This is a genomic window from Vibrio sp. R78045 (assembly GCF_042466085.1).
GTDB lineage: Bacteria > Pseudomonadota > Gammaproteobacteria > Enterobacterales > Vibrionaceae > Vibrio > Vibrio cyclitrophicus.
In genome coordinates, this window is record NZ_JAXHBS010000013.1 from 1,751,468 (window position 1) to 1,774,366 (window position 22,899).

Genomic DNA, 22,899 nt, shown 5'->3' on the forward strand with positions numbered 1-22,899 from the left:
TCGGGGCTTTTTTGATTAGGGTAGATGTTTCTAATGATTGTGCGTTTAGTCGCACCAAGTGATCTGGTTTCTACCGTTTTTCTTCGAAATGTATAGCGCTTGATCGGCGTCGTTGATGAGTTGCTCAACAGACCCAAGAGCTTGAGGCGAATGTTTCACACCAATTGAGATGGTAACTTCCAATCTAAGGTCAGAGGGAGACTCTAAAAGAGAACCAACTAATGATCTGATTGAGGCTTCGGTTTCGCCTTGCACCATGATCAAGAACTCTTCACCGCCATACCTAAAACAGTTACTGCTGCTCGGTAGTCTTTGTTTAATCTCGTTCGCCAATTCTTTGATAACCATATCACCCATTTGATGTCCGTAAGTGTCGTTAATCGACTTGAAATGGTCTATATCGATCATGATTGATGTAATGGATAACTGACGGTTAATACTAGGTTCTATGACTTGATGAAGATATAGACGGTTATAACAACCTGTTAGCGCATCTCTATATGAAAGCGCTTCGTATTGGCTAGATTGTTTACGCAGTTGGATGGCTTGTTTTCGCAGTTTTTCCGATTGAATAAAGCGTTTATGTACTTCAAAATCTCGTCTTAAGCACGCCGCCGCTATAAGGATGTAGGCGGATATGTAAACAGAAATCGTTTCAATTTCATGGTTAGGTTCAGCCGCGTACAGATAAGGGGATAAACCAATAATGTAGCTTAAAAATATGAAGGTGAGCGCGGTTATACTGTAACTCGCTGACAACCTTGAGAAGGTTCCGACATAGATCATCACAATGATGATGCCACCTTGGTAATCAAAATCCCCAAGCTCAATAGCGAAACGACCAACATAAACTAGAAATAGAGCACTGATTATTAAGAAAGCCGCTTCTAATTGTTGTAACGAGCTGGGCTTGTATTTAATGCAGTAAGATGCAGTAAACCACATGGCAATAACGATTATGGCTCTTAGTAGAGCTGGGATGATACATTCAGCACCGAAGTGTATGAAATCGGTGATCATAAACGCAAAAAATATTGTGATTGGAATGTAGATGGATTTTACGTACGGCAAATAAATTTCATTATCGAAATAGGTTTTAAATCTCTGATTTTTGAACCCAGAATAAGCGCGCATTAAGAAGTTAGCCGAAATTGATACACAATAATTTGCGTAGTATGTCACAGTGTTTCAGATTGTAAACGGCAGTTTCTATTGATTCGTCAGTATGTTAGCTAGATCAAAAAACGTAGAGTGAAAACATTCACGTTCTACCGAAATAGAACGTGAATAGCTTAGAGGCAGGAGTAAAAGTGAAGAACAGCGATTAGCGTTTGTTTTTTAAGTAACGCTTACGACGTTCTTCTTTCTTCTTAATTTGTTGTTCTGCTTTTAGCGCAGCCGCAGCTTCAACTTCGATCAGCTCTTTTGTTATCATTTCTGGCAGCTCAAGCGTTACTTTACCTAAAGTGCCGCTACGAAGTTCGTGAAGTAAGATTTCAGAACATTTATGAATATCGATATGACCCCCTGCTCGAAGTGCTCCACGCTTGCGACCAATCGCTTCCATTAATTCAATGTCAGACTCTGGTAGCTCTTCAATTTGGTAGCGTTCTTTAAGTAGGTTAGGGTACTGTTTCGCTAAGTATTCAACTGTATAAAAAGCAACTTCGTCGTATTCCATTGCTGTATCTTTAACTGCACCAGTTGCTGCTAGGCGAAAACCACTATGTGGGTTTTCCACTTTAGGCCAAAGGATTCCAGGAGTATCAGAAAGGATTACGCCATTTTGTAGGTTGATACGTTGTTGGCGACGAGTTACTGCAGGTTGGTTACCCGTTACCGCAATTGTACGCCCAGCTAAGCAGTTGATGATGGTCGACTTACCTACATTTGGGATACCCATAATCATAGTTCGGATGTTTTTGCCCATCTGTTCACGGTGAGGTGCTAGCTTACGCACTAGCTCCATTACGTGATTTACTTCTTCTTTTACGCTAGTGGTAATTGCAATCGCTTTAACGCCTTGTTCTTTCTCAAAGTGCTCAATCCAAAGTTGAGTGAGTTCCGGATCGGCAAGGTCGCGTTTGTTTAAGACTTTGACACAAGGCTTATCGCCGCGCAGTGAAGAGATCATTGGGTTTTCGCTACTGAACGGAATACGAGCGTCCAATACTTCGATGATCACATCAACCTGTGGGATAACTTCTTCGATTTCTTTGCGGGCTTTATGCATGTGACCCGGAAACCATTGAATAGACATAGAGATAAACCTTGATAAATATATTTGCTGCACATTGTAAGGGTTCGATAGGGCGTGTAAAGCCATATCTATATAGTGATGATAAAGATATGAACTTATCGCCACCTCACAATGATTTCAGTCGATGCTAGCTTCACTCGGGTTGATATTGCATGGGTAAGTCTTCATTTTTCCAACAACTATTGATGACGCTTGAGAATTACGCCCATCTTCTCGCCGAATGCGAGGGTTAAATACATGAATATTTCATCGTCATCGACCGCCCATGACTCACCTGAAACTAAGCTGCCCGTCTGCGGTAACTCACGGTTTAAGTAAATTTCAAGCGCTTCCTTATTGGTGTAATTCAGTTCAGTTAATGAGAAGGTGACTTTTGAGTCGACTCGTCTTTGCACTTGTATGTTGCTGGTAACGCTGGTTTGAAAAGGCGTAGTAACATCGGATTTGGGTTCGAATGTGGTAATTAAGCGAGCACTTTCTGATTCAGGGCTATCGATGATCAGTTGTGTGTTGATAAGCAGAGAGCGTTCGCCATAATTAACGACCGAGTGTCCGCTCCAAAAGCCAGTAAATGGTTTCGTTGGCGTGTAGCTGAGTTGGAATAAGAGAAAACCAACGACCACACAAACGGTCCAGATTACGAGAACTTTATGATGTTTGGATTTTAATCGCATAAGGTAACTTGCTCTTGATAAGTGCAATGAACGGTTACTTCATCGTCTTTTAAATATATAGCCTCAACCTGGCGGTTTTCATCTATTACTATTGTAGGCGTTTGGGATAGGGTATCGATGTGCTGGTTTTCTGCTTCGATTATAGAAACTCGTTCTAGATATCGTATTGGTGGGGTAAGCAAAGAAGCTAACCGGTAGCCAATCGCAATCGCTAGTAAACAACCAATCACGACAAGGGCTCCAAAACGTTGTAAACGGATTTCGTCTTGCTGTACGATTTTATGCGACTCTAAAGGCTTGGATTCTTCTGCTTGAACTTCCAATGGTAAATGGTTGGCAACGGGAGCTATGAATGCTGCTTCCACTGAGCAAGTCTCAGTGTTGTTTTTGACTAATTTCGGTTCGATAGCCAACAAATAACCTGTCTTGGGGATCGTACGAATCAATGAACGTTTATCATCACCCAGAGCAGTTCTTAATCGTTTGACCAATTGGTTGATCGTTACGTCTGTGGCATACGTGTTTTCGTAAAGTTCCTTAACGATGTTTTCTCTAGATAGTACATCAGGAACTCGTTTGATCAACGCATTCAACAAAGCCGATTCTTTTGCTCTTAATTGAGTCAGAACTTGGTTTTTGGATAAAACTCCTGAGGTTGATGAGTACAAGTATTCACCAATAAGGTACACAGGTGGCTCTAAAGTGAGTTTGGTCATAAATTAATAATAAGTGGGCAAATTGCGGAATAGAAACTTATTTAATTATGGCACTTTAGTCGTCATATCGTCATCAAATTTATAGGTTTTAGTACCAGTCAGTATTTCGCTAAGGCGATCGTGATACTAACTGATAAGTGAACCAACTTGTGAAACCGATCAGAAGGCGTAGTTTAAAGAAGCTGACACTAACCATTCTCGATGTGTAAAGAAGTCTATGTTTGAGTGGTTCTTTCGAGTTCCGGTAAACGTCGCGATGCTCCAATTTTCCCAACTTCCAAGATCTTTGTACTCATAAGCGATGAATAATCTATAACTATTGTCGGTTCTGCTTTGATCGAATATTGGATTATCTGCACGGTAATCGCTGTGAGCGTAGTTACCTGTGATAGCTACAGCATACGATGAAAATACAAAGAAGTACGATGCTTCAATACCATATCTGTTGTGTTGATTTGCTTTGCCATAAGCATCATGGAACGTGTAGCTTAAACCGTAATTGATGCCCGATTGACGGCTTAACATCGAAAGGTACTGAGCTTTAATGAAGTACGCCTGGCTATCTCGCTCTAGAAGCTGACTAGGGACATTGTCTTCCTCTACGTCTGCGTAGGCGTATGCCATATCTAGCGAAATATTCGTTTGTGAAAGGTTACTTAATTTCATGCGTACAGCACCGCCATCAACATCGGTTTTCGTGCGGCTTTCGTCGATTTCATATGGGTTAGTCCATACTTCGCCTGGAATTACGGTTGGCAAGTAGGCCACATCAACGGTTGTGCCCGAGTCTAATTGTTTTTGGTAACCAAACTCGAATGCCAGCGTACCGACCGATAAATCATCACGAGATGTACCCACATATAAACGGTGAGTTCGATCTGCACCGAAATCAAAATTCAAATTTCCCAGAGGAGTAAAAATGGCCTTGTCACCATAGTCGCCGCGGTTTGATTTTTTACCTAAATTTGGGTTGCCCTCGGTGTAGAGATTTGAATCTGAGTGTGTGTAGAGAGTAGCGAAGAGTATTTCGCCGCTGAGTTGATCCCACTCTACCGCATGTACAGTCGCTGTTACCGAGGCTGTAAGTATAGCTGTCAGGGCAATTAAAGACATTTTTGTCGCGTTCATAACAATCTCAATATTAGGCTTACCTTCAACTTTCCTTGTCGTATGGTTAGAAATCCGTTCTATTAAATCAATTCAAAAACATGCGATTCGACCTGAGGTGATTGGATTGCTGGTATCGACATCACATTAGAGAGTTCGACGTATTGGCTTGAACTCATGAATGAGAGGTGAATTATTCATGGAACCGGAAAATAAGGCTAATGACAAAAAATGACTTTATGGTTTTTAATTAAGTTATTGATATTTAATAATTATTATTAAATATCACTTTTGTAGGGTCGGTGGGATTACACATATTTAGAGAGGATTTAGTTGTTTTTAGATGTTTGGTTTCAAAAAATCGTTACAATCGACTCTAGAATTAATTCTTAGTAGGGAGGTGAGGTAAAGATGAATTCATGTCTGTTGTGACGCTTAAGTAACAGCAACATCTTTAAATTTTGTCCAACTTTGACTTAGTCGAACCTTCATTACGTCAACGTATGAATTTGTGAGTTAGCGGTTTTTATTCCTTTCTAGCAAACTTTCTGAGGAATGCTTGTTTAAGGTAAAATAGTGAAGCGTCTGATGAATTGGAAGATTAAGGCTTCAATTGATTTTTATATCTATAGTCATGCCTTGAATTTTACATCTGGTTGTATAATAGATTCTAAACTATTGATAAAATTTGCTTTTTTTATTGCTTCTTTTCGATTAGTAACATTGATTTTCTTATATATGTTGTATACATGTGTTTTTACCGTGCTTTCTGAAATAAACAGGTCGCTTGATATTTCTAAATTTGAATCACCTCTAATGACTCGTTTAAATATTTGAATTTCTCTTTTTGTTAGGCTGGACAGTATTACCTCCGACTTGACAGTATACGAGCGTGCATTGGACAAAATATGTGACATCAGCTTTCTCGGTAACCATAAATCATCGTCACATACTGTTTTCAAACAACGTGTAAGGTGATCGATAGGCGCATCTTGATAGATTACCCCTTTTAAATTAAATAAATTGAATAATTGCATTACGGTAATGCTTTGTCCTGTGATATCTTCAGGAACGTCATAGACCACCCACTTACTGGACTCTAGGTTTGATAGAGTGACGTTGATATCTTTTATATCGGTCAACAATAAATAGCTAATGATAACGACATCAAATTCTTTATGATTAAGTGAACGTTCAATATCTAAAATACATTCCCTATTAAAGGAGAAATCACTGTATTTTTCTATTTCTCGTTGGATAAACTGGTTGTTAATACCGTTGTCACCAATTAGGAGTATGTGTTTTAAATTATTCTTATGGTCATACATAACTTACTCCGCAACTAACAATTGATTTTTAATTTTATGATGTTGGATTTTATATAATTGGGTGCAATGTCTCATTTTTTATATAATTACATATTTACGGTTGTTGTGAAAGGCGAGGTTCAATAGAAATTTGTAATGTGTCGTCATATTGCCCTCCTGGTTTATTCTCTGTTTCTCCAATGACAAAACTCAAAGGAATAGGCTGACCAATTGTCGAAGCAAGACGTTGGATTCGTGCATCCAACTGATCAAGGTTTACTCTGTCATTATCTAGGGAGAGTTGATATGGGATGTCCCATTTAGTGTCATTTGATTCATGGCGTAACTTTCCTTGATAAGCTGATTCCAAAACAATGGTATAGCCTGTATTACTTTGAACCCACAAGTTAGGTGCAGAACGAATCACTTTATTTGAATATAATGTACCGAGATCAAGGTCATAGTGTTGTTGGGTTAGCCCATAAAAGTGAATTTTTGCAGCGGGTGGGACGTTAACTGAAACAGGCAGTGAGCTTGGGCTGATTTCTATTTGTTTGTTGTCTGAAGTATAAGAAGGCGAGACCTCTAAAAGTCCTCGATAGGTTCCTGACTCTAACCATTGTTTGCTTGGAAAGCGCATTTGTATCGTTGCGGATTGTTGACTGTCGGTTAATGACAGATGCCACTGATTAGCCACAGGCATGCCAACGAACCCACTCCATTCAAAGTTGAGCCTGTCTTGGTTTGACCCTTTTAACGACCGACTTGTATCGCTAAGTTGTAAAATCAGGCTCAACTCACAGGGTTCGCCGATTATGTTTGCATCTATACGGTAAGTATTTATTGTCGCAAAATTCCCTGCGCTGAAAACGTCATACTGTGATTGTGAGGAGACGGGTTGAATAGCCAATGCACTAGCTTCACACGCAAATGCAGAAGAAACATGGCTTATGGCGATGAGGCTTAATGCTCCACAAAGAAGTTGTTTATTCCACATACACATCTCCTAGTCTTATCAAGTTGTCACTGCGTTCACTGAGGGTGATGATGACTGATTCCTGTCCTTTGGTGTCGAGTACCAATTGATATTTACCTGGCTTTAATCCAGAGATTGCAAAAATTCCGTTACGATTAGTAAAGAAATCAATCGGTAATTGTTTTGCTTCACCAAGGTAATGTGCTACGCCTGCGACAAGTGAAATAGGGTTGTTACTTTGACGATCGAATAGCTTGCCAATAACGGTTAAGACAGCATCGGAGCCTATCTGTAGTTGGTAGCCCTGTTTATAACCAGGCTTAACCCAGAACGCACCATCACCTAAGTCATACCCAGGCGGTAAGTTATCGACTTCGTAACCGATCACTTGGCCATTATAAGCAACAAGATCAGGGACCATAGCATTGCCATCTCCTCTAAGATAGACACGTGCGTACTCAGCATCTTTTGTCGGGTCGATAGCCAGATCATTCTCTTTAAGGCTTTTATGTTTGCTAACAATCGCAAATGCTTCACGAACTGGTCTGCCGATCGTCACAGATGAACCTGCAAAAGCAAGTGCGCTGCTGATCGTCACGTCTGTACTATGGTTTCGTGTTTCACCACTAATATCTTCAAGCCGTGAAGCGTGAGTCGCATTCAATTCATAACGGTTGGCCGTATAGTTAATACCGGCATCCATATCTGCATCTGTTTCTTCGTTAGTTACAATACTTGCAAAGCCTGATATACCGCCGGTGTTACCAATATTATTTTGATAACTGTAATCTAATGCTGCTTCGTTGAGCTCTGTTGTGTAACGACCGACTACGCGAGTTTGTCGGCTAAGAGGCCAACTTATTGTGACTGTGGTACTAATGTCATCGTCTTCGGTTGCGTTATGTTGATAGCTCAAGCGTGCACTCCATGTAGCGGGAGTATCAAATAGCCCTGCTGATAGGCTCGGACTGATCAACCAATAATCGTTCTCTTCATCGACTCCTGTTCGGTAGTTGAGGGTCATAGCCGCGCGTAAAGACTGGCCTAGATAAATGGAGCCGAATGCTGAGGCAAAATGGGTGGTTAAGTTTATATCGACATTGGAAGCATCAAATCCTGTCACACCCGTAAAGTTATTGGTTAGATATTCGTAACTTACACTTAGTTGTGGGGTCAGCGTATTTGCACTGGAAAACTCTGCATCGAAAGCAAATTTATAAGCATCGCCAGTTCCAAATGTAGGGTGTTCGCTACGTGAAGCATTGAATTCAGTGACACCCCATGTAGAAGCAACTAAGGCGGTGGCACCATATTGGTATAGATCTTCACGGGATTGGAAATTAGTGCCTAAAGTTAACCAAGGGTTAATACCCACATCGATATAACCATGCAAAATGCGTTCGTCGGTTAGATACTCGATTTGCCCATTCTGTAATTCAGATGGTGCTCCATACATAATGCTATATTCGAACTCGCCGCTATTGAGCAAGTCGTTACCTGTCGCAATCGAAAACTCGATGCGTTCTTCATTACCCGAACGATCGGTGATGACCAGCACAATATCATTACTACCTTGCGCAAGAGGGATATCACTAAGGTTATAGCTACCGGCCCCTAGGGTTAACCGTTGAACTGCGATCCCATCAATATAGACATCGACATTAGATGCTCTTTGTAGTGTGAATGATTGATTAGCTCTTGGACGCGCGTTTCTAGTTGGAATAAGGGTGAAATCTCGAGTTAAGCCAATACCAAGAATGTCGGTGCTATCTTGAAAAGATTGACCGCTGTTGTACATATCGCCTAGTACCAGTCGTGTACCTTGTTCGGCAAAATCAATGTTTAGGCGAGAGCCTTCTCTTATGTATCTCGATTCTTGCGATGAGCCGTTTTCTAAATAGGATTCATACTCAAAATTTAGAAAGCCAATGTTAAGAGCGGAGTCGAATTGGCTACGATAAAGATCCTGTCTTGAGGAGTTTTGATCGATATATTGACTCTCGTTCGCGGAGAGGGCCAAGTTAATGTACCCACTGAACATACTTGGCTCTGCATAATTATAAAAATCATTCGCGCCATTCATCGACAGTTGCTGTGTTAAGCTAAATTCAGGCGGTACCGTCACGATACATTCTAATGACGAAAAGTCGAAACTAAGACCTAACCCTACGAGTTCAAATTGATGTTGAGACAACATCTCGTTATCTGTCGTGTTACTCAGTTTATTGATACCTTCTTGAGTCACCACTGAAGAAAGGAGAGTGAGAGTGCTTTCTTTAGGCAGCAATATCTCATTGTTAGCGGTAATGATAATATCCGCTTCACCCAATATAGTGTCACTTATTCTTAGTAACGAGGTGAGTTGAATGTCTCGCCCTGTCGGATTCAATACCATTTTTTGACTCCAAACGTTAGGAATGAAGGCGGCAAAATAAAAAAGTATCAATACCAAGATATACAAAAAATGCCATGTCTTGTGATAGGTTCTAGTTTTCATACCCATGGTAAGTGCCCACTGGTAAGTGATTTAAAGAAGAAGGCAAAGTTATAGTTGAGCGCGGTGGGACAAATTGTTCACCTAAAGCTTCGTGTACTTTTTGGTTTTGAGATTCAAGCCCTGTAAAATTAAGTAACGATGTGTAGGTAAACCGCGTCCCTGTATTGGTCAATGTGAGTTGCCCTTTTTCACCTATGTGCAATTTCACGTCTGGCTCAAGCGAAGAAGAGTGAATATGCAATAGCGCATTGTAATGAACTTGTAAGTTGATACCCGTAGCTAAACCTGTCGGCATATCAAATTTGGCGTTGTTCTGGCTAATATTCGCGGTACTAAAGCGAATGAAGTAACTCTGAGACGTTTTGAGTAATCTATTGCCCAACCATTGTATACGGAATACTTGACGCTCCCCAGGTGCTAGCATTGCAGCCGGAGGAAACACAAACATTTCTTCATTCGACAGTTCCGATGTTTCAAATGTGCCATCGGATAAAAAATTCAAACGGCGAACGTTGGCTTCAAGAGGGAGAGTCTGTGTCGAATTATTAGTCACAACCAGCTGTGATGTTGCTCTATGATCAGTGTTGAGCTCAATGACGGTTGGAAATAGTGTTATGCCAAACGTCTGTGCACATAAAAAGCAATAAACGAGCCCTCCGAAAATACAACGTCTCATCACTACTGATCCTGTTCTATTTCAATCGATAGGGTCTTAAAGTCATAATTTTTAAGTGGCATCATTTCAAAAAAACGCGTGGAATACGGAAGCACTAAAGTTCCTGGAATGCGCTTGGCGATTTCTACGCCTTTCAAATACGTTGAGTGTGTACCGTCTGATACTTTCCATGTTGTATTCGTTAATCGACCATAACTATTACCACTGTTAAGCACTTCTAGAACCCATTTGTTGTTCTTGTCATTTTGCTCGATACTTTTTATCTCTAACTGAGAAGTCGTGTTTTGTGGTCGTACGTTGATCAGCGTATTAAACTGAAGCAAGAGACTTACTTGTCCTTGGTTGCTACTCGCTCTCTCTACCTTCACCTGTTTAACAGCGATACGATACGCTTTTGATTCTGTGATGGAAGGATCACCTAAATATCGCACCATAATTGATTGCGATCGTCCAGGCTCAATAATCGCGGTCACCGGAATTACTAATAGCTCGTCATCTGCAGGCGTCGTAGTTTCTTTCCCGTATTCGTTCATCGTCATAAATACTGGAGACAATTCCACTGTTAGTGGTTCGGTAGATGAATTATCCACTCTCATTGTCATTTGAGCCCTTTTACCAAGCGGTGTCATTTCCATAGACATCGGCTCTACCTTGAACGCATGGGCAGATAAACACGTAAATGACAATAAAAGAAGAACAATCCATTTCTGCATGATCCATTTATACATATCGAGGAGCTCCAAACTAAACTTATGTCGGTAAGGTTTAAGATTCAGATTAAGTCGGAGGCCAACTAGTGGCCTCCGACTTACTGACCTCTAATTTGAGGTAATATTTACGGTTAATGTATCTGAGTAGCCACCTGCCCATGGCGAGGTTTCTGTCGTAACAATATCAATGGTCGCGGCAACACCAGTAGCTAATGCACCAGAACCACCATAAGAGTTACTCACTGAAACATCATTTTGACCTGGGCCCCCAGGAGCATTAAGTGTGAAAGGAGCTAGGCCCGAAGGGCTAAATGTTGCATCGTAGGTAAGAGCGTAGTCTTCGCTATCGTCTGACTCTAGACCACCTTCAGCACTTGTTAGTGTCACAGTTGCACCATCGACGTCATTACACTTCATGTTCAGACCGCCAACAGAAATGTTTTGAATTTGAGACACGTTACCAAAGTCCATGAGTTGTGTTGAAAGGCCGGTAACTTCACATACAGGTGAAACAAAACCAACTAACTGGACGTCACCAGGAGCGGCTTGAACTTGAGCACCAAAAATAGCAGTGGCTGTTGCTGCGTAGATTGTTAGCTTTTTCATTAGAAATTCCTTTATCTTAAATGATTGGCTCAAATACTGCTGAGCATTTGTTATTCTGCAGATACATTGCAGAGGTCTTACTTTGTCACGCTATGAATCGAGGGATAAACTTCGATTTCAATCACGTCTTTATAATAACCTGCGAAGTGCAAGCTATTTTCAAGTGCAACCCTAAGGCTCCCTTGTTGAGAGAAAGGAATTACACCAGAACTGTCTATCATTACAGGTGATAAGAGTTGACTGCTGTGTCGACTTTCGTTAAGACGAAGCTCATCTATTTGTAATGACAAATTATAAGTTTCAATAATATCAACGCCTTGTTGTTGATATTTTAGGCCACCGTATTTGGAGTTAATCGTTATACCCAATGGGCGGTTACAATACACATTAAAAGGTAACGATTGAACATCGAGATGTTCGGTAAATTTCATAACGTTGCCAGAGAAAAAATTTATTTCGCATCGATCTTTGATCTTGCCGTTAATTCCTAACGTTAAAGTATTGGCGCTGACATTAAATGAAAGTGACAACCCCAAAATTAACGTGGAGAGAGTGAGGCTATGAAGAAACCAACATACTTTGTACATAAGCTCACCTCTCCCTAATCGAATGTAACGTGTTGCTTGGTTAACAAAACTATAAGAGCTACAAAAAATGGCGAAGTAGTAAAAAAAGTTGATTATTATTCAGAAGTATGAGATTTCGTATGATTTTGAGTTGGAAGAGTGATACAAAAATTTAGATAACAATTTCATATTCAATTAGATACATAGAATTTACCTAAGTACCAGTTTGATTGAGAATTTTTATTGAATTGATAAAATTTAAACTATGGTCTACGCGTTTGTTTAAAGTCTTAGATTATGGTGACTTTACCTAAATAACTCTATTAATGTGATGGTCCTAAAAAATAAATACAACGTCTAAAATGTTTGTAGATAAATCCAATGGAGCGAAGTGAAATAGCAATGAAGGATGATGAATTATTAGAAATTGAAAATTATTTTCTATTTAAATTAACACCTTAAAATACAGCTTATAAAAGAAATATGTTAACCACTAATTACCGTACGAATGACAGTTAAATATAGCGAAGTTGTTCTGAGTGCATATTTTGGTTTTTTTCATCACCAGCCTAACTCTATTTAACGCACGGGATATCGCTTGAATTTGGGAGGAAAGGGCACCCTGCTATGTTTGGATGATTTATTAAAGATATTTATATAGGACAAAACGAGATTTAGTTTTGTTGGCGTTAATGTGGTGTTTTTTAAGACATTGAGGCTGGTGTAAAGGTGTTATTTTCCTTATAGGAACGGTTGATGACTCTTTTTAAGACGAAAAAAGGCTCCCCTTTGAAGAGAAGCTTCATCATTAATAGTTTATCGATGACAAATTAACCTAAAGTTAAAGTACATTTTCCAATTTTTGTAAGAAAGTCACGATATCTTCTGCGCTAATATCTCTATGGGTGACAAAGCGAACAGGGTTGCCTGGCGACATTGTAATGCCTTGTTCACTCAGCTCACTTGCGATGCGGTTAATATCAACAGACTCATCTAATTTAGCAAACACGATGTTGGTTTGAATGAAGTCAGGATTGACAGAGAAGCCTTCTAGCTTGCTTAGACCAATCGCTAGATTTTTTGCGTTCTCGTGATCGACTTTTAGTTGAGCAACATTTTCTGTTAGTGCCATTTTGCCTGCAGCGGCAAGAATACCGGCTTGACGCATACCCCCACCAACCATCTTACGCAGACGACGTGCTTTAGCGATGTACTCTTTGTTGCCCAATAGCAGTGAGCCGATCGGAGCGCCTAAACCTTTTGATAAACAAATCGTCATCGAGTCGAAGTGCTGTGCGATTTCTTTCACGTGGACATTTAAAGCGGCTGCCGCGTTGTATACACGAGCGCCATCCAAGTGCATTTGTAAACCATATTGGTTTACGAACTCACGAGCGTTAGCTAAATATGACATTGGCAGCACTTTACCATTGATCGTATTTTCTAGGCTCAGAAGTTTAGTGCGCGCAAAATGACTGTCGTCTGGCTTAATCGCAGAAGCAAGCTTTTTAAAATCTAATGTGCCGTCCGGGTTGTTCTCTATTGGTTGAGGTTGAATAGAGCCTAATACTGCAGCGCCGCCAGCTTCGTATTTGTAGTTGTGAGCTTGTTGGCCACACAGATACTCGTCACCACGCTCACAGTGCGCCATTAAACCGAGAAGGTTGGCTTGAGTACCCGAAGAAGTGAACATTGCAGCTTCAAAGCCTGTTTCAGTTGCGGCCCATTGCTCTAGTTCATTTACGGTAGGGTCATCTCCGTAGACATCGTCACCTACATCTGCGTTTGCCATTGCATCACGCATAGCTTGTGAAGGTTTGGTTACGGTATCAGAACGAAAGTCCATGTTTCTCTCCTAGAGTTTTATAAATAGCCACATAGTTGTGCTTTGCTCAAACAAGCGATGGTTTTGGTATCGGTAATTTGATCGCAGCGAATTTTATCGTGCAGTTCTTTTAAGCTAAGTTCGATGACCTCTATTACTTCATCTTCATCACACTCAAAGCGAGTCGTATGATTGAGGTCTTTTGCGACGAATAGGTGTTGTATCTCATCACAGAACCCTGCAAGTGGGGTAACTTGCCCTAAGCTTTGGAATGATTTGGCACTGTAGCCTGTTTCTTCTTCGAGCTCGCGTTGTGCACATTCAAGTGGTGTCTCATTAACTTCCATCGTTCCAGCTGGTAGTTCTAATAGCCATTTTTTGAGTGAAGGACGAAACTGGTTAATGAGGATAATCTTTCCAGACGACGTAATAGGTAGAATAACAGCCGCGCCAGGGTGGTGTATTGTTGTATGCTTTACCACGACGTTCGTAGGGAGCGTCACGTTCTCTTCTACTAGAGAAATACTTTTCCATTGATGGATAACTTTACTCATGCAGTCTTGCCACATTCCTTGTCAATTTATCGCGTTACTGAAGACGTGCACCACCTTAACGTCTATGGTGTCGAAAATAAAAGAAAATTTAGGCTCAGTTACCGATTTAGTTTCACACCGTTCGTGAGGTTACTCTCATATTTGGAATCTATGATTGCGCCAAAATTACGACCGTAACCATCTGATATAAATGCAACTCAATAATAAAATACACTTGTAACAAAGTGCTAACAAATGTATAAAAACATATCTACACTCTCAATTGTTCAAAGATTTTCGGAGTAACGCATGAACCCTTCTATTTCTTCACATGCTGACAAGGCGCTACTCTCTGAAAGAATCAATAAATTAGCGCAAGCTCTGTCTGACGGTGTCTATGAAAGAGAAGACACGATTAAGCTTTGTTTACTGGCTGCTTTAGCGGGTGAAAGTGTGTTTTTACTCGGTCCTCCGGGTATCGCAAAAAGCCTTATCGCTAAGCGTCTCATACAGGCTTTTGACAACAGCAGCTACTTCGAATATCTGATGACGCGTTTCTCTACTCCAGAGGAAGTGTTTGGCCCGCTAAGTATCCAAGAATTAAAAGACAACGGACGTTACGTAAGACTGACTGAGGGTTACTTGCCAACCGCGCAAGTCGTATTTCTTGATGAGATCTGGAAAGCTGGTCCTGCCATCCTAAATACGTTACTTACAGTAGTTAATGAGAAAACATTCAAAAACGGTAGTGACATTGAACGTGTGCCGATGCGTTTATTAGTCTCGGCATCCAACGAACTTCCAGATGAAGATAGTGGCTTAGAAGCGCTGTATGACCGGATGCTAGTCCGTGTGTTTGTAAACCGTATTCAAAACAAGCAAAATTTCAAATCAATGCTGACGACTGGTACATCTCAAGAAGCCGTGATTCCAAAAGGTTTAGCGATTACCGACATTGAATACCACCAATGGCAGAAAGAACTCGATAAGTTGGAATTGACAGATAATTCCTTCAACAAGCTGTTTGAACTAAAAACCATGCTTGAGGAGACAGTTAAGAAACAAGGCTCCTCTTCAGAATCAGATCTGTATGTGTCAGACAGACGCTGGAAGAAAGCCGTCAAACTGTTGAAAGCGAGTGCGTTCTTCAGTGGCAGAGATAGCGTGAATCCATTAGATATCATGCTCCTGCAAGATTGCTTATGGCATAGCCCAGAGTCGCGTGATGTGGTTCGTAGTGTTGTAAAAGATTTCGCACTTAACCGAGCATTTGACCAACAAGAGTCGAAAGCTCAAATCGAAATGTCTCGTGAAGAGCTAGAAGAAATTCAAGATGATGTTGAATCGACGTTGTCGGTTTCGTTATCGATGGAATCAACCAGTGGCTTGTTACGTAAAGACGTGTATCAACATGATATTAAGAACGCGAAGATGTACAGCGTAGGTAGTGCTTACAATTTAGTGAAACTGGTCTTACTGCAAAGCAACATGTCGGTATCTGAATCAGAGAAAGGTGACAGCCGCTGGGTATACGTGGCGAAAGATGATTTTGACCGTGTTCTTAAAGAAGGGCACGGTGATATTTACGGCTACGTCAACGAAAACAAAAATCTATGTCGTCTAAAGTTGGATCTTGATGCCTCTAATCAGCTCGTTATCAAAGATATTGCGAACCGCTCTGTGTTGGTTAGCGTTGTAACGACTGATGGGTTAGATCAAGAATTGTATAACAAATGGTTAAGTGGCGCTGAGAGAGCACTAGAACAGTTGACTGAAGCTGAGTTCAAGTTAAAGAGAGTCCGCACCGAGTTCCACGACGCATTACCTCATAACTACATTGATCCAGAGCTACCAAAAGCGATGGAATCAAGCTTACAAGCAGTAACTCAAGACCTTGAAACGACAAAAGTGAAGAGCAGTAAGATCGCTCAACGCATCAAGTTCATGAGTCAGTACTTCGAGTAAGGGGAGACAAGTATGTTAGGAGCAGATGGCTTAAACCTTGCTTTGATGGTTGCTGATTCGGGCATCATTGATACGGCGATGAATGATCTCATCGCTCGTTCTCAAGTTATGATGGCTGCTGAGAACAAAGGCGTCAAAACATCGGTAAAAAACCATTTAGTTAAATGGCGCGGAAAAGTGAAAAAACGCGTGACCAAAGTGTGTGAGACCGACCGCTTCCAAGAGGAAATAGCACTTTATCAAGAAGTGATTTATTGGAATGAAGGCCAGTTTTTTGATGACATAGACGGAGTCATCAAAAAGTTGGAGTGGCACTCTGCGTTCTATCTACAAGCACGACGTTTAATGGAAAACAACAAAGGCGTTTATAACGCTATGTTTCCACATTACTTTTGTGATCAATGGTATCAGTCGTTATCTGAAGCCATTAAGCAAGCTCAAGTAACCGAACTTGAAACAAGCAAAGAAAAAGTCTTAGCGGATCTTTATCAGCGCATGGAAACCATGAAGAACATGGACAAAGTGACTGAGTCAGGTGATGAAGGCAGCGTAGGGCGCTTGTGGGATATGGCTTCAGCTAAGTTGAGTAAAACTGACCTAACCGTAATGAAGCGTCATGCAGAGTTCTTAAATAAACATAAAGGCCTGCAAGAAATAGCTGAAAAACTCGGCCGTATGGCGGGTGAGGAAGACGATCCTTCGCTACACAAAGCCCCTGTAGAAGAGCTACAGATGGTTGAAGAGAAAAGCGATGAAGCGGTAGATGATATTGTCGGGATTCACGAGAGTGATGACTTGAACAAGATGCTACCAAACGAAACTATGTTCTTAGCTTATCCTGAGCTCGAAGTTATCTTTTATAAACATCTGGCGGACAAGCGCTTACTGAGTTATCAATCTCAAGGTAAATCTCGTACTTTACGCAAAGTGAAAGCGCAAAAGCCAGATAGTAAGAATATCGATATTGAAAAAGGACCGTTCATCGTTTGTGTGGATGCTTCAGGTTCAATGAGTGGATTTCCAGAGCAATCTGCCAAAGCAATGGCTTATGCCCTGATGCAAATCGCTCTCGCGGAAGAGCGAGACTGTTACGTGATTCTGTTTTCTTCTGAGCAGATTACCTATGAGTTAACAAAACAAGATGGTTTACGTGAAGCGAGTGACTTCTTAAGCTACTCATTCCACGGTGGTACTGATCTAGAACCTGTTTTGATGAAGTCAATTGATTTGATGACCGGAGATAAATACAAGAACGCAGATTTGATTGTGCTTTCTGATTTTATTGCACCAAAACAATCTGACGAAATGATTGCTCAAGTCGAAAAATTGAAAGAGCACAAAAACCGTTTCCACGCGGTAAGCCTATCTAAGTACGGCAACCCACAACTTATGACCATGTTTGACCATTGTTGGGCTTACCACCCAAGCCTTGTTGGCCGTTTTATGAAAAAGTGGTAGCGTTCGACCACTCCAATTAAATCCCTTTTGCTGTGTGTTTTTTGACTCAAGAGATTGAACATGCAGCAATTTGATTTAAATGTCAGCAAACGGAATTTAAATTCACTTTTTTGTTTGACTATCTTCCCTCAATCCGTAAAGTAAGCACCCGAACACAGGGGTAGCTTATTTAACTCCCTAAAGTGTTGATGTAAGAAGGCGCCTTGGCAGAGTGGCTATGCAGCGGATTGCAAATCCGTGGACCTCGGTTCGACTCCGGGAGGCGCCTCCATTCTCTTCTTCTTTTTGTTTAGACAAAGGGATGAGCAGAAGAATGACAATGCGATACTAGCTCAGTTGGTAGAGCGCAACCTTGCCAAGGTTGAGGTCATCGGTTCGAACCCGATGTATCGCTCCAAATTTTGTAATGTTGATTCATTTGACATTAAGATGGTGTTTTACTTTTCAGTAATCGGCATCGCAATAAAGAATTGCGTGCCCTGGTGGTGGAATTGGTAGACACAAGGGATTTAAAATCCCTCGGCGTTCGCGCTGTGCCGGTTCAAGTCCGGCCCGGGGCACCATCTATTTGATTGCTACTTTTGGTAGAAATCACAGAGTAGTTCTCTTAAAACACTCATTGAAGGCGCCTTGGCAGAGTGGCTATGCAGCGGATTGCAAATCCGTGGACCTCGGTTCGACTCCGGGAGGCGCCTCCAATCTTCAGAAAAAACCAGTCCTAGTGGCTGGTTTTTTCGTTTCAGATATACCACCGAACAACCTGCCTTCTAGCCCACTTATTTAACAACTCAATCATTATTCATGTCACCTGTTTCGCACTTGTGCCATTATTTACCATTACTCTGCGTTACTTTGAGTTTGTCGGCTGAGTAATATGTAAATAAACAGAAGTCACAAATTATTACTGTACTCAATTTGTTTCATTTATATGAGTGTTAACTCTCTTTAATTCATATATATAGGTGAGAGCATAGAACTTTATATTTCTTTAATTGTTCTATAAGAGGTTCTTAATATGCAATTTAGTCTAAAGAGAAAAATGGTTTTCTCTGTAGTTTTAGCGATTGCTGTTACATCTGCCATCCTTCTTTTTATGGGTTATAAGACTTTTCAAAGTAACAGTTGGCAATCAATAGAGAGTGAGAGTCGAAACACACTCCAAGCGCATGCAAAGGGCATCAGCGATTGGTTTTATGATAAGAAACAAGCAGTACACGGACTAAAACAACAAGTTCAACTTAACCCGTCATTAGATATAGTGCCACACTTACGTCAAACCCTTGTGTCTGGTGGGTTTGGGTTGAGTTACTACGGTAACAAACAAGGTGAGATGTTTCGCCACGATCCTTCATTAAATAAAGCGGGCTATGACCCTAGAGCTCGAGGTTGGTACAAACAAACTTTAGCAGAAAATCGCGCGGTCACTACTAAGCCATATGTAAGCGTCACTATGCAAACCTTAGTGGTGACCTTAACTGATCCTGTGACCGAAAATGGTTCGATTATTGGTGTGGTGGCGTCAAATCTCGCATTAGACAAGCTTATTGACGATGTCTTGGCCATTCAGGTTCCAGGTAATGGGCGAGCGATCCTAATAGATAAGCAAGGTACGGTCGTTGCCCATAAGAATAAAGATTTCATCCTTAAGCAAGTCAAAGAGATAGCACCAGAATTAAGTGTTGCTGGATTAAATAGTGCCGCACAAAACTTAACGACAATTTTTACAAAAGTTGATGGTTATGAGCGCGTCATCATGGCTGAGCCTATTAAAGGCACCGACTGGCTTCTTGTGATTGAAATGGACAAAGACGTATTAGAACAACCGTTGTTCGATATGCTGATCAGTCAGGTAACGACAGGATTGATCGTATTGATCGTTATGGCTGCGGCAACGTCGTGGTTTGTCGCTCGTCAATTGGTGGAATTAGGACGAGTGAGCGAAGCTTTAGCTGATATTGCTGAAGGGGAAGGAGATTTAACACAACGCCTCCAAGTATCGAGTCAAGATGAAGTCGGGCAACTTGCCGATAAGTTCAATGTGTTTGTCGATAGGCTACATGAGATGATGAAAAATGTTACCCAAGTTTCAACTGCCATGAATAACGGTGCAGAACATGCGAACACAAGCGCATTGAAACGTAGCGATAGCGTAAGCCGACAACAAGACGAGATCACTATGGTAGCAACAGCTGTAACCGAAATGGCGACAGCAACCTCTGAAATCGCGTCTAATGCAGACAATACAGCAAAAAGTGCAAGTCATTCTGTTGAGTTAAGCGAACAAGGCTTCCAACAAATGGCGAAGAGTCAATCATCAATCAATGAGCTGTCTATTGAGTTAACCAGCGCAGTCTCTATCATTAGTGAGCTTGAAGAACACGGTCAACAAATCGCGTCAATCTTAGCGACAATACGTGAGATCGCAGAGCAAACTAATTTGCTTGCACTCAATGCGGCAATTGAAGCAGCGAGGGCCGGAGAGCAAGGTCGTGGTTTTGCGGTGGTTGCTGACGAAGTACGAGTATTGTCACAACGTACTCATGCTTCAACGGAAGAGATTGAAGACAAGATCAAGCGTTTACAACAAGCGACTAGCGGTGCTGTTAAAGTAATGACACAAAGTCACGATATGGCAAAAACTAGCGTACGCGATGTGGATATGGCCGGAGAAAGCTTGGCTCAAATACGCGAAGCGATTCAGATGATCAGCGACATGGCGACTCAAATTGCCTCAGCCGCAGAAGAGCAATCTTTAGTGACCGCGGAAATCAACGCCAATACTGAGTCGGTGCGTGAAGTAAGTGACGTGATGGCGCTTGATGCGTCAGATGCAGTCTCGCAAGCCGACCAACTCAGTCACTTAGCTAACGATCTCAAACAGGAACTCTCTAGATTTAAATTATAAGTCCAGTTACAACCATACAGAGCACAAGTCGTTACAAGCTTGTGCTCTTTTTTAAGCAGCTAGCGTCAACTTGATTTGCTGTCTCAGTGTTTATCGAAGAAATCTTTATTACGGATATACTTACTCATAAGGTGATAAGAGAAAGGCCGAATCAACCAACTAAAGATCGAGCGACCAAGGCGAATGAGTGTTGGGGTGTTTTCATAGATTCTACCGTTGTAGAGCCAAAGCACTTTTCCTGTATGCCAATACATTAAAGGTAATGGCGGCATGAAGGTTACAATGTCTATGTCACAACAGATGCGGTAAGTTTTCTTGCTTAAACGGTAGTTCTTTTTAAAGCTCCAATCACCAATTGCAGGCTGGCCAAACGTGACGACTCGTTTGATGCAACCGGGATACTTTTGGTCTAGGTAGTCAGCAAATACACAACCAATAGCGCCGCCAGATGAGTGGCCGGTGATGGAAATTTTTTTTCCTTCTTTTAACAAAGGTATGAGCGTGGCTTCTAAACGTTCTATAACGGTTTGCCCTAGCTTATCTTCGTTACGACTTGGTTGGCTTTCTTGAAACATGAGATGATAGAAACCAGCATGAACACGATAGTTCAGTCCAATCCTTCTACAGCTTCTGGTCCATAATGCGAAGGTGAGTAGCCAGTCAGAAATACTGTGTGATCCCTTGATAACCACGACTACCTCATCTTTGTTGCTGCTCCATAAGACTCGAATCATGGTTTTACCAAACTGATTCTTTATGATGCGTTGTCCATTAGGGTCAAACCCGTAACGAGTTTGTTTAAAAACTCTAGGGTAAGCGAGGTTACATAGGACGGCATAACGCTCATATTGGTATCGTTTTAGTGGTTTCACATTTTCACTTCGTAATAAGAGTTACTTAAAACTCTAGAGGTTGAATGTGAAACGTGCATGAAAACGACGTTGTCTTTCTTACGCTACAGATAACCAGTGGGAAGAACTGACTTCAAACGATAATGTCCAGTCTATAAATTGAATTCCCCACCTGTGGTGATGCCATTGAAACTTAAGAACTATGTATAATAACCATACAAGCTGCAGTAATTTAAGCCTGTAAAGTTCGATATTTAATCACTTGAATTAAAAGATAAAATTTATTGTTGACGAATTTTTTCCATCCGTTAAAGTACACCTCGTTCTCACGGCCTAGGTCGCTGAGAGATGGTGTTTTACTTTTCAGTAATCAGCATTGCTTAATTGCGTTGCCCTGGTGGTGGAATTGGTAGACACAAGGGATTTAAAATCCCTCGGCGTTCGCGCTGTGCCGGTTCAAGTCCGGCCCGGGGCACCATCTATTTAGTTTCTACTTGAGAGTAGAGTGATGAACAAAGAGTGGTTCTCTTTAAACACTTCAATATATTTTTTATGTTGATAAGGCGCCTTGGCAGAGTGGCTATGCAGCGGATTGCAAATCCGTGGACCTCGGTTCGACTCCGGGAGGCGCCTCCATTTTCTTTCTTCTTTTTGTTTAGGCAAAGGGATGATTAGAATAATGACAATGCGATACTAGCTCAGTTGGTAGAGCGCAACCTTGCCAAGGTTGAGGTCATCGGTTCGAACCCGATGTATCGCTCCAAATTTTGTAATGTTGATTCATTTTGACATTAAGATGGTGTTTTACTTTTCAGTAATCGGCATCGCAATAAAGAATTGCGTGCCCTGGTGGTGGAATTGGTAGACACAAGGGATTTAAAATCCCTCGGCGTTCGCGCTGTGCCGGTTCAAGTCCGGCCCGGGGCACCATCTATTTGATTGCTACTTTTGGTAGAGATCAACAGAGTAGTTCTCTTAAAACACTCATTGAAGGCGCCTTGGCAGAGTGGCTATGCAGCGGATTGCAAATCCGTGGACCTCGGTTCGACTCCGGGAGGCGCCTCCATTCTCTTTCTTCTTTTTGCCTAGGCAAAGGGAAGAGTAGAAGAATGACAATGCGATACTAGCTCAGTTGGTAGAGCGCAACCTTGCCAAGGTTGAGGTCATCGGTTCGAACCCGATGTATCGCTCCAAATTATTCAGATATGGTAATTACGATATCTCAGTGTAAAAATCATCAACTCAAAACCAGCGAAAGCTGGTTTTT

At 41.4% G+C, this 22,899-nt stretch carries 18 protein-coding genes and 10 tRNA genes; 13 read left to right on the top strand and 15 right to left on the bottom strand.

Translation table 11 applies throughout. The features are described 5' to 3' along the window. Positions 1-45 precede the first annotated feature (45 nt). From SJY39_RS18225 to SJY39_RS18290, 14 genes are all read right to left on the bottom strand, one after another. The gene (locus SJY39_RS18225) at positions 46-1,071 is read right to left on the bottom strand and encodes a GGDEF domain-containing protein (RefSeq protein ID WP_372275171.1); all 1,026 of its coding nucleotides are present in this window, start codon (positions 1,069-1,071) and stop codon (positions 46-48) included. Positions 1,072-1,324: 253 nt separating this feature from the next. Then, positions 1,325-2,260, bottom strand: coding sequence for a ribosome biogenesis GTPase YlqF (gene ylqF, locus SJY39_RS18230; RefSeq protein WP_010430008.1), 936 nt, complete (start codon positions 2,258-2,260; stop codon positions 1,325-1,327). Between the two features lie 179 nt (positions 2,261-2,439). Beyond that, a complete protein-coding gene (locus SJY39_RS18235) occupies positions 2,440-2,934 on the bottom strand; it encodes a hypothetical protein (RefSeq protein WP_010430006.1) in 495 nt (164 codons plus the stop codon). Further along, a complete protein-coding gene (locus tag SJY39_RS18240) occupies positions 2,925-3,650 on the bottom strand; it encodes a winged helix-turn-helix domain-containing protein (protein ID WP_016768095.1) in 726 nt (241 codons plus the stop codon). The genes SJY39_RS18235 and SJY39_RS18240 overlap by 10 nt, the downstream gene beginning before the upstream one ends. A gap of 159 nt (positions 3,651-3,809) precedes the next feature. Next, the gene (locus SJY39_RS18245) at positions 3,810-4,778 is read right to left on the bottom strand and encodes a DUF2860 family protein (protein WP_016793377.1); all 969 of its coding nucleotides are present in this window, start codon (positions 4,776-4,778) and stop codon (positions 3,810-3,812) included. Positions 4,779-5,389: 611 nt separating this feature from the next. After that, positions 5,390-6,085: a response regulator transcription factor gene (locus SJY39_RS18250; protein ID WP_010430000.1), complete on the bottom strand. Its 696-nt coding sequence runs from the start codon at positions 6,083-6,085 to the stop codon at positions 5,390-5,392. Positions 6,086-6,179: 94 nt separating this feature from the next. Next, positions 6,180-7,061, bottom strand: coding sequence for a hypothetical protein (locus tag SJY39_RS18255; protein WP_010429997.1), 882 nt, complete (start codon positions 7,059-7,061; stop codon positions 6,180-6,182). Beyond that, the gene (locus SJY39_RS18260; RefSeq protein WP_010429994.1) at positions 7,051-9,435 is read right to left on the bottom strand and encodes a fimbria/pilus outer membrane usher protein; all 2,385 of its coding nucleotides are present in this window, start codon (positions 9,433-9,435) and stop codon (positions 7,051-7,053) included. The genes SJY39_RS18255 and SJY39_RS18260 overlap by 11 nt, the downstream gene beginning before the upstream one ends. 91 nt (positions 9,436-9,526) lie before the next feature. After that, entirely contained in the window at positions 9,527-10,213 is a 687-nt protein-coding gene (locus SJY39_RS18265; protein ID WP_010429992.1) for a molecular chaperone, read from the bottom strand. Between the two features lie 2 nt (positions 10,214-10,215). Then, complete coding sequence (locus SJY39_RS18270) at positions 10,216-10,941, bottom strand: molecular chaperone (protein ID WP_010429989.1); 726 nt, start codon at positions 10,939-10,941, stop codon at positions 10,216-10,218. A 90-nt stretch (positions 10,942-11,031) separates the two neighbouring features. Beyond that, entirely contained in the window at positions 11,032-11,529 is a 498-nt protein-coding gene (locus SJY39_RS18275) for a hypothetical protein (protein ID WP_010429987.1), read from the bottom strand. 77 nt (positions 11,530-11,606) lie between these two features. Then, entirely contained in the window at positions 11,607-12,116 is a 510-nt protein-coding gene (locus SJY39_RS18280; RefSeq protein WP_010429985.1) for a hypothetical protein, read from the bottom strand. A gap of 820 nt (positions 12,117-12,936) precedes the next feature. Beyond that, a complete protein-coding gene (gene ltaE, locus SJY39_RS18285) occupies positions 12,937-13,941 on the bottom strand; it encodes a low-specificity L-threonine aldolase (RefSeq protein ID WP_016768093.1) in 1,005 nt (334 codons plus the stop codon). A 17-nt stretch (positions 13,942-13,958) separates the two neighbouring features. Then, complete coding sequence (locus tag SJY39_RS18290; RefSeq protein WP_016768092.1) at positions 13,959-14,474, bottom strand: NUDIX hydrolase; 516 nt, start codon at positions 14,472-14,474, stop codon at positions 13,959-13,961. A 288-nt stretch (positions 14,475-14,762) separates the two neighbouring features. Here SJY39_RS18290 and SJY39_RS18295 point away from each other — a divergent pair, with 288 nt between their 5' ends. The 7 genes from SJY39_RS18295 to SJY39_RS18325 all read left to right on the top strand — a co-directional run bounded on the left by SJY39_RS18295 (position 14,763) and on the right by SJY39_RS18325 (position 20,781). Then, on the top strand, positions 14,763-16,418 hold the full coding sequence (locus SJY39_RS18295) for an ATPase RavA domain-containing protein (protein ID WP_010429979.1): 1,656 nt from the start codon (positions 14,763-14,765) through the stop codon (positions 16,416-16,418). 12 nt (positions 16,419-16,430) lie between these two features. Next, entirely contained in the window at positions 16,431-17,876 is a 1,446-nt protein-coding gene (gene viaA / locus SJY39_RS18300; protein WP_016793375.1) for an ATPase RavA stimulator ViaA, read from the top strand. A gap of 197 nt (positions 17,877-18,073) precedes the next feature. Beyond that, a tRNA-Cys gene (locus SJY39_RS18305) sits at positions 18,074-18,147 on the top strand. 50 nt (positions 18,148-18,197) lie between these two features. After that, positions 18,198-18,273: transfer RNA gene (locus SJY39_RS18310), tRNA-Gly, on the top strand. 79 nt (positions 18,274-18,352) lie between these two features. Beyond that, positions 18,353-18,439, top strand: a tRNA-Leu gene (locus SJY39_RS18315). A gap of 61 nt (positions 18,440-18,500) precedes the next feature. Further along, a tRNA-Cys gene (locus SJY39_RS18320) sits at positions 18,501-18,574 on the top strand. Positions 18,575-18,915: 341 nt separating this feature from the next. After that, on the top strand, positions 18,916-20,781 hold the full coding sequence (locus SJY39_RS18325) for a methyl-accepting chemotaxis protein (protein WP_016793309.1): 1,866 nt from the start codon (positions 18,916-18,918) through the stop codon (positions 20,779-20,781). A gap of 83 nt (positions 20,782-20,864) precedes the next feature. Here the strand turns inward: SJY39_RS18325 and SJY39_RS18330 are convergent, their stop codons facing one another. Further along, complete coding sequence (locus tag SJY39_RS18330; protein ID WP_010429969.1) at positions 20,865-21,653, bottom strand: lipase; 789 nt, start codon at positions 21,651-21,653, stop codon at positions 20,865-20,867. 370 nt (positions 21,654-22,023) lie between these two features. Here SJY39_RS18330 and SJY39_RS18335 point away from each other — a divergent pair. The 6 genes from SJY39_RS18335 (at position 22,024) to SJY39_RS18360 (ending at position 22,825) form a co-directional block, all read left to right on the top strand. After that, positions 22,024-22,110, top strand: a tRNA-Leu gene (locus tag SJY39_RS18335). An 84-nt stretch (positions 22,111-22,194) separates the two neighbouring features. After that, positions 22,195-22,268: transfer RNA gene (locus SJY39_RS18340), tRNA-Cys, on the top strand. A gap of 51 nt (positions 22,269-22,319) precedes the next feature. After that, positions 22,320-22,395, top strand: a tRNA-Gly gene (locus SJY39_RS18345). 80 nt (positions 22,396-22,475) lie between these two features. Next, a tRNA-Leu gene (locus SJY39_RS18350) sits at positions 22,476-22,562 on the top strand. Positions 22,563-22,624: 62 nt separating this feature from the next. Then, positions 22,625-22,698: transfer RNA gene (locus tag SJY39_RS18355), tRNA-Cys, on the top strand. 51 nt (positions 22,699-22,749) lie between these two features. Further along, positions 22,750-22,825 (top strand) — tRNA-Gly (locus SJY39_RS18360). The last annotated feature ends 74 nt before the right edge of the window (positions 22,826-22,899 follow it).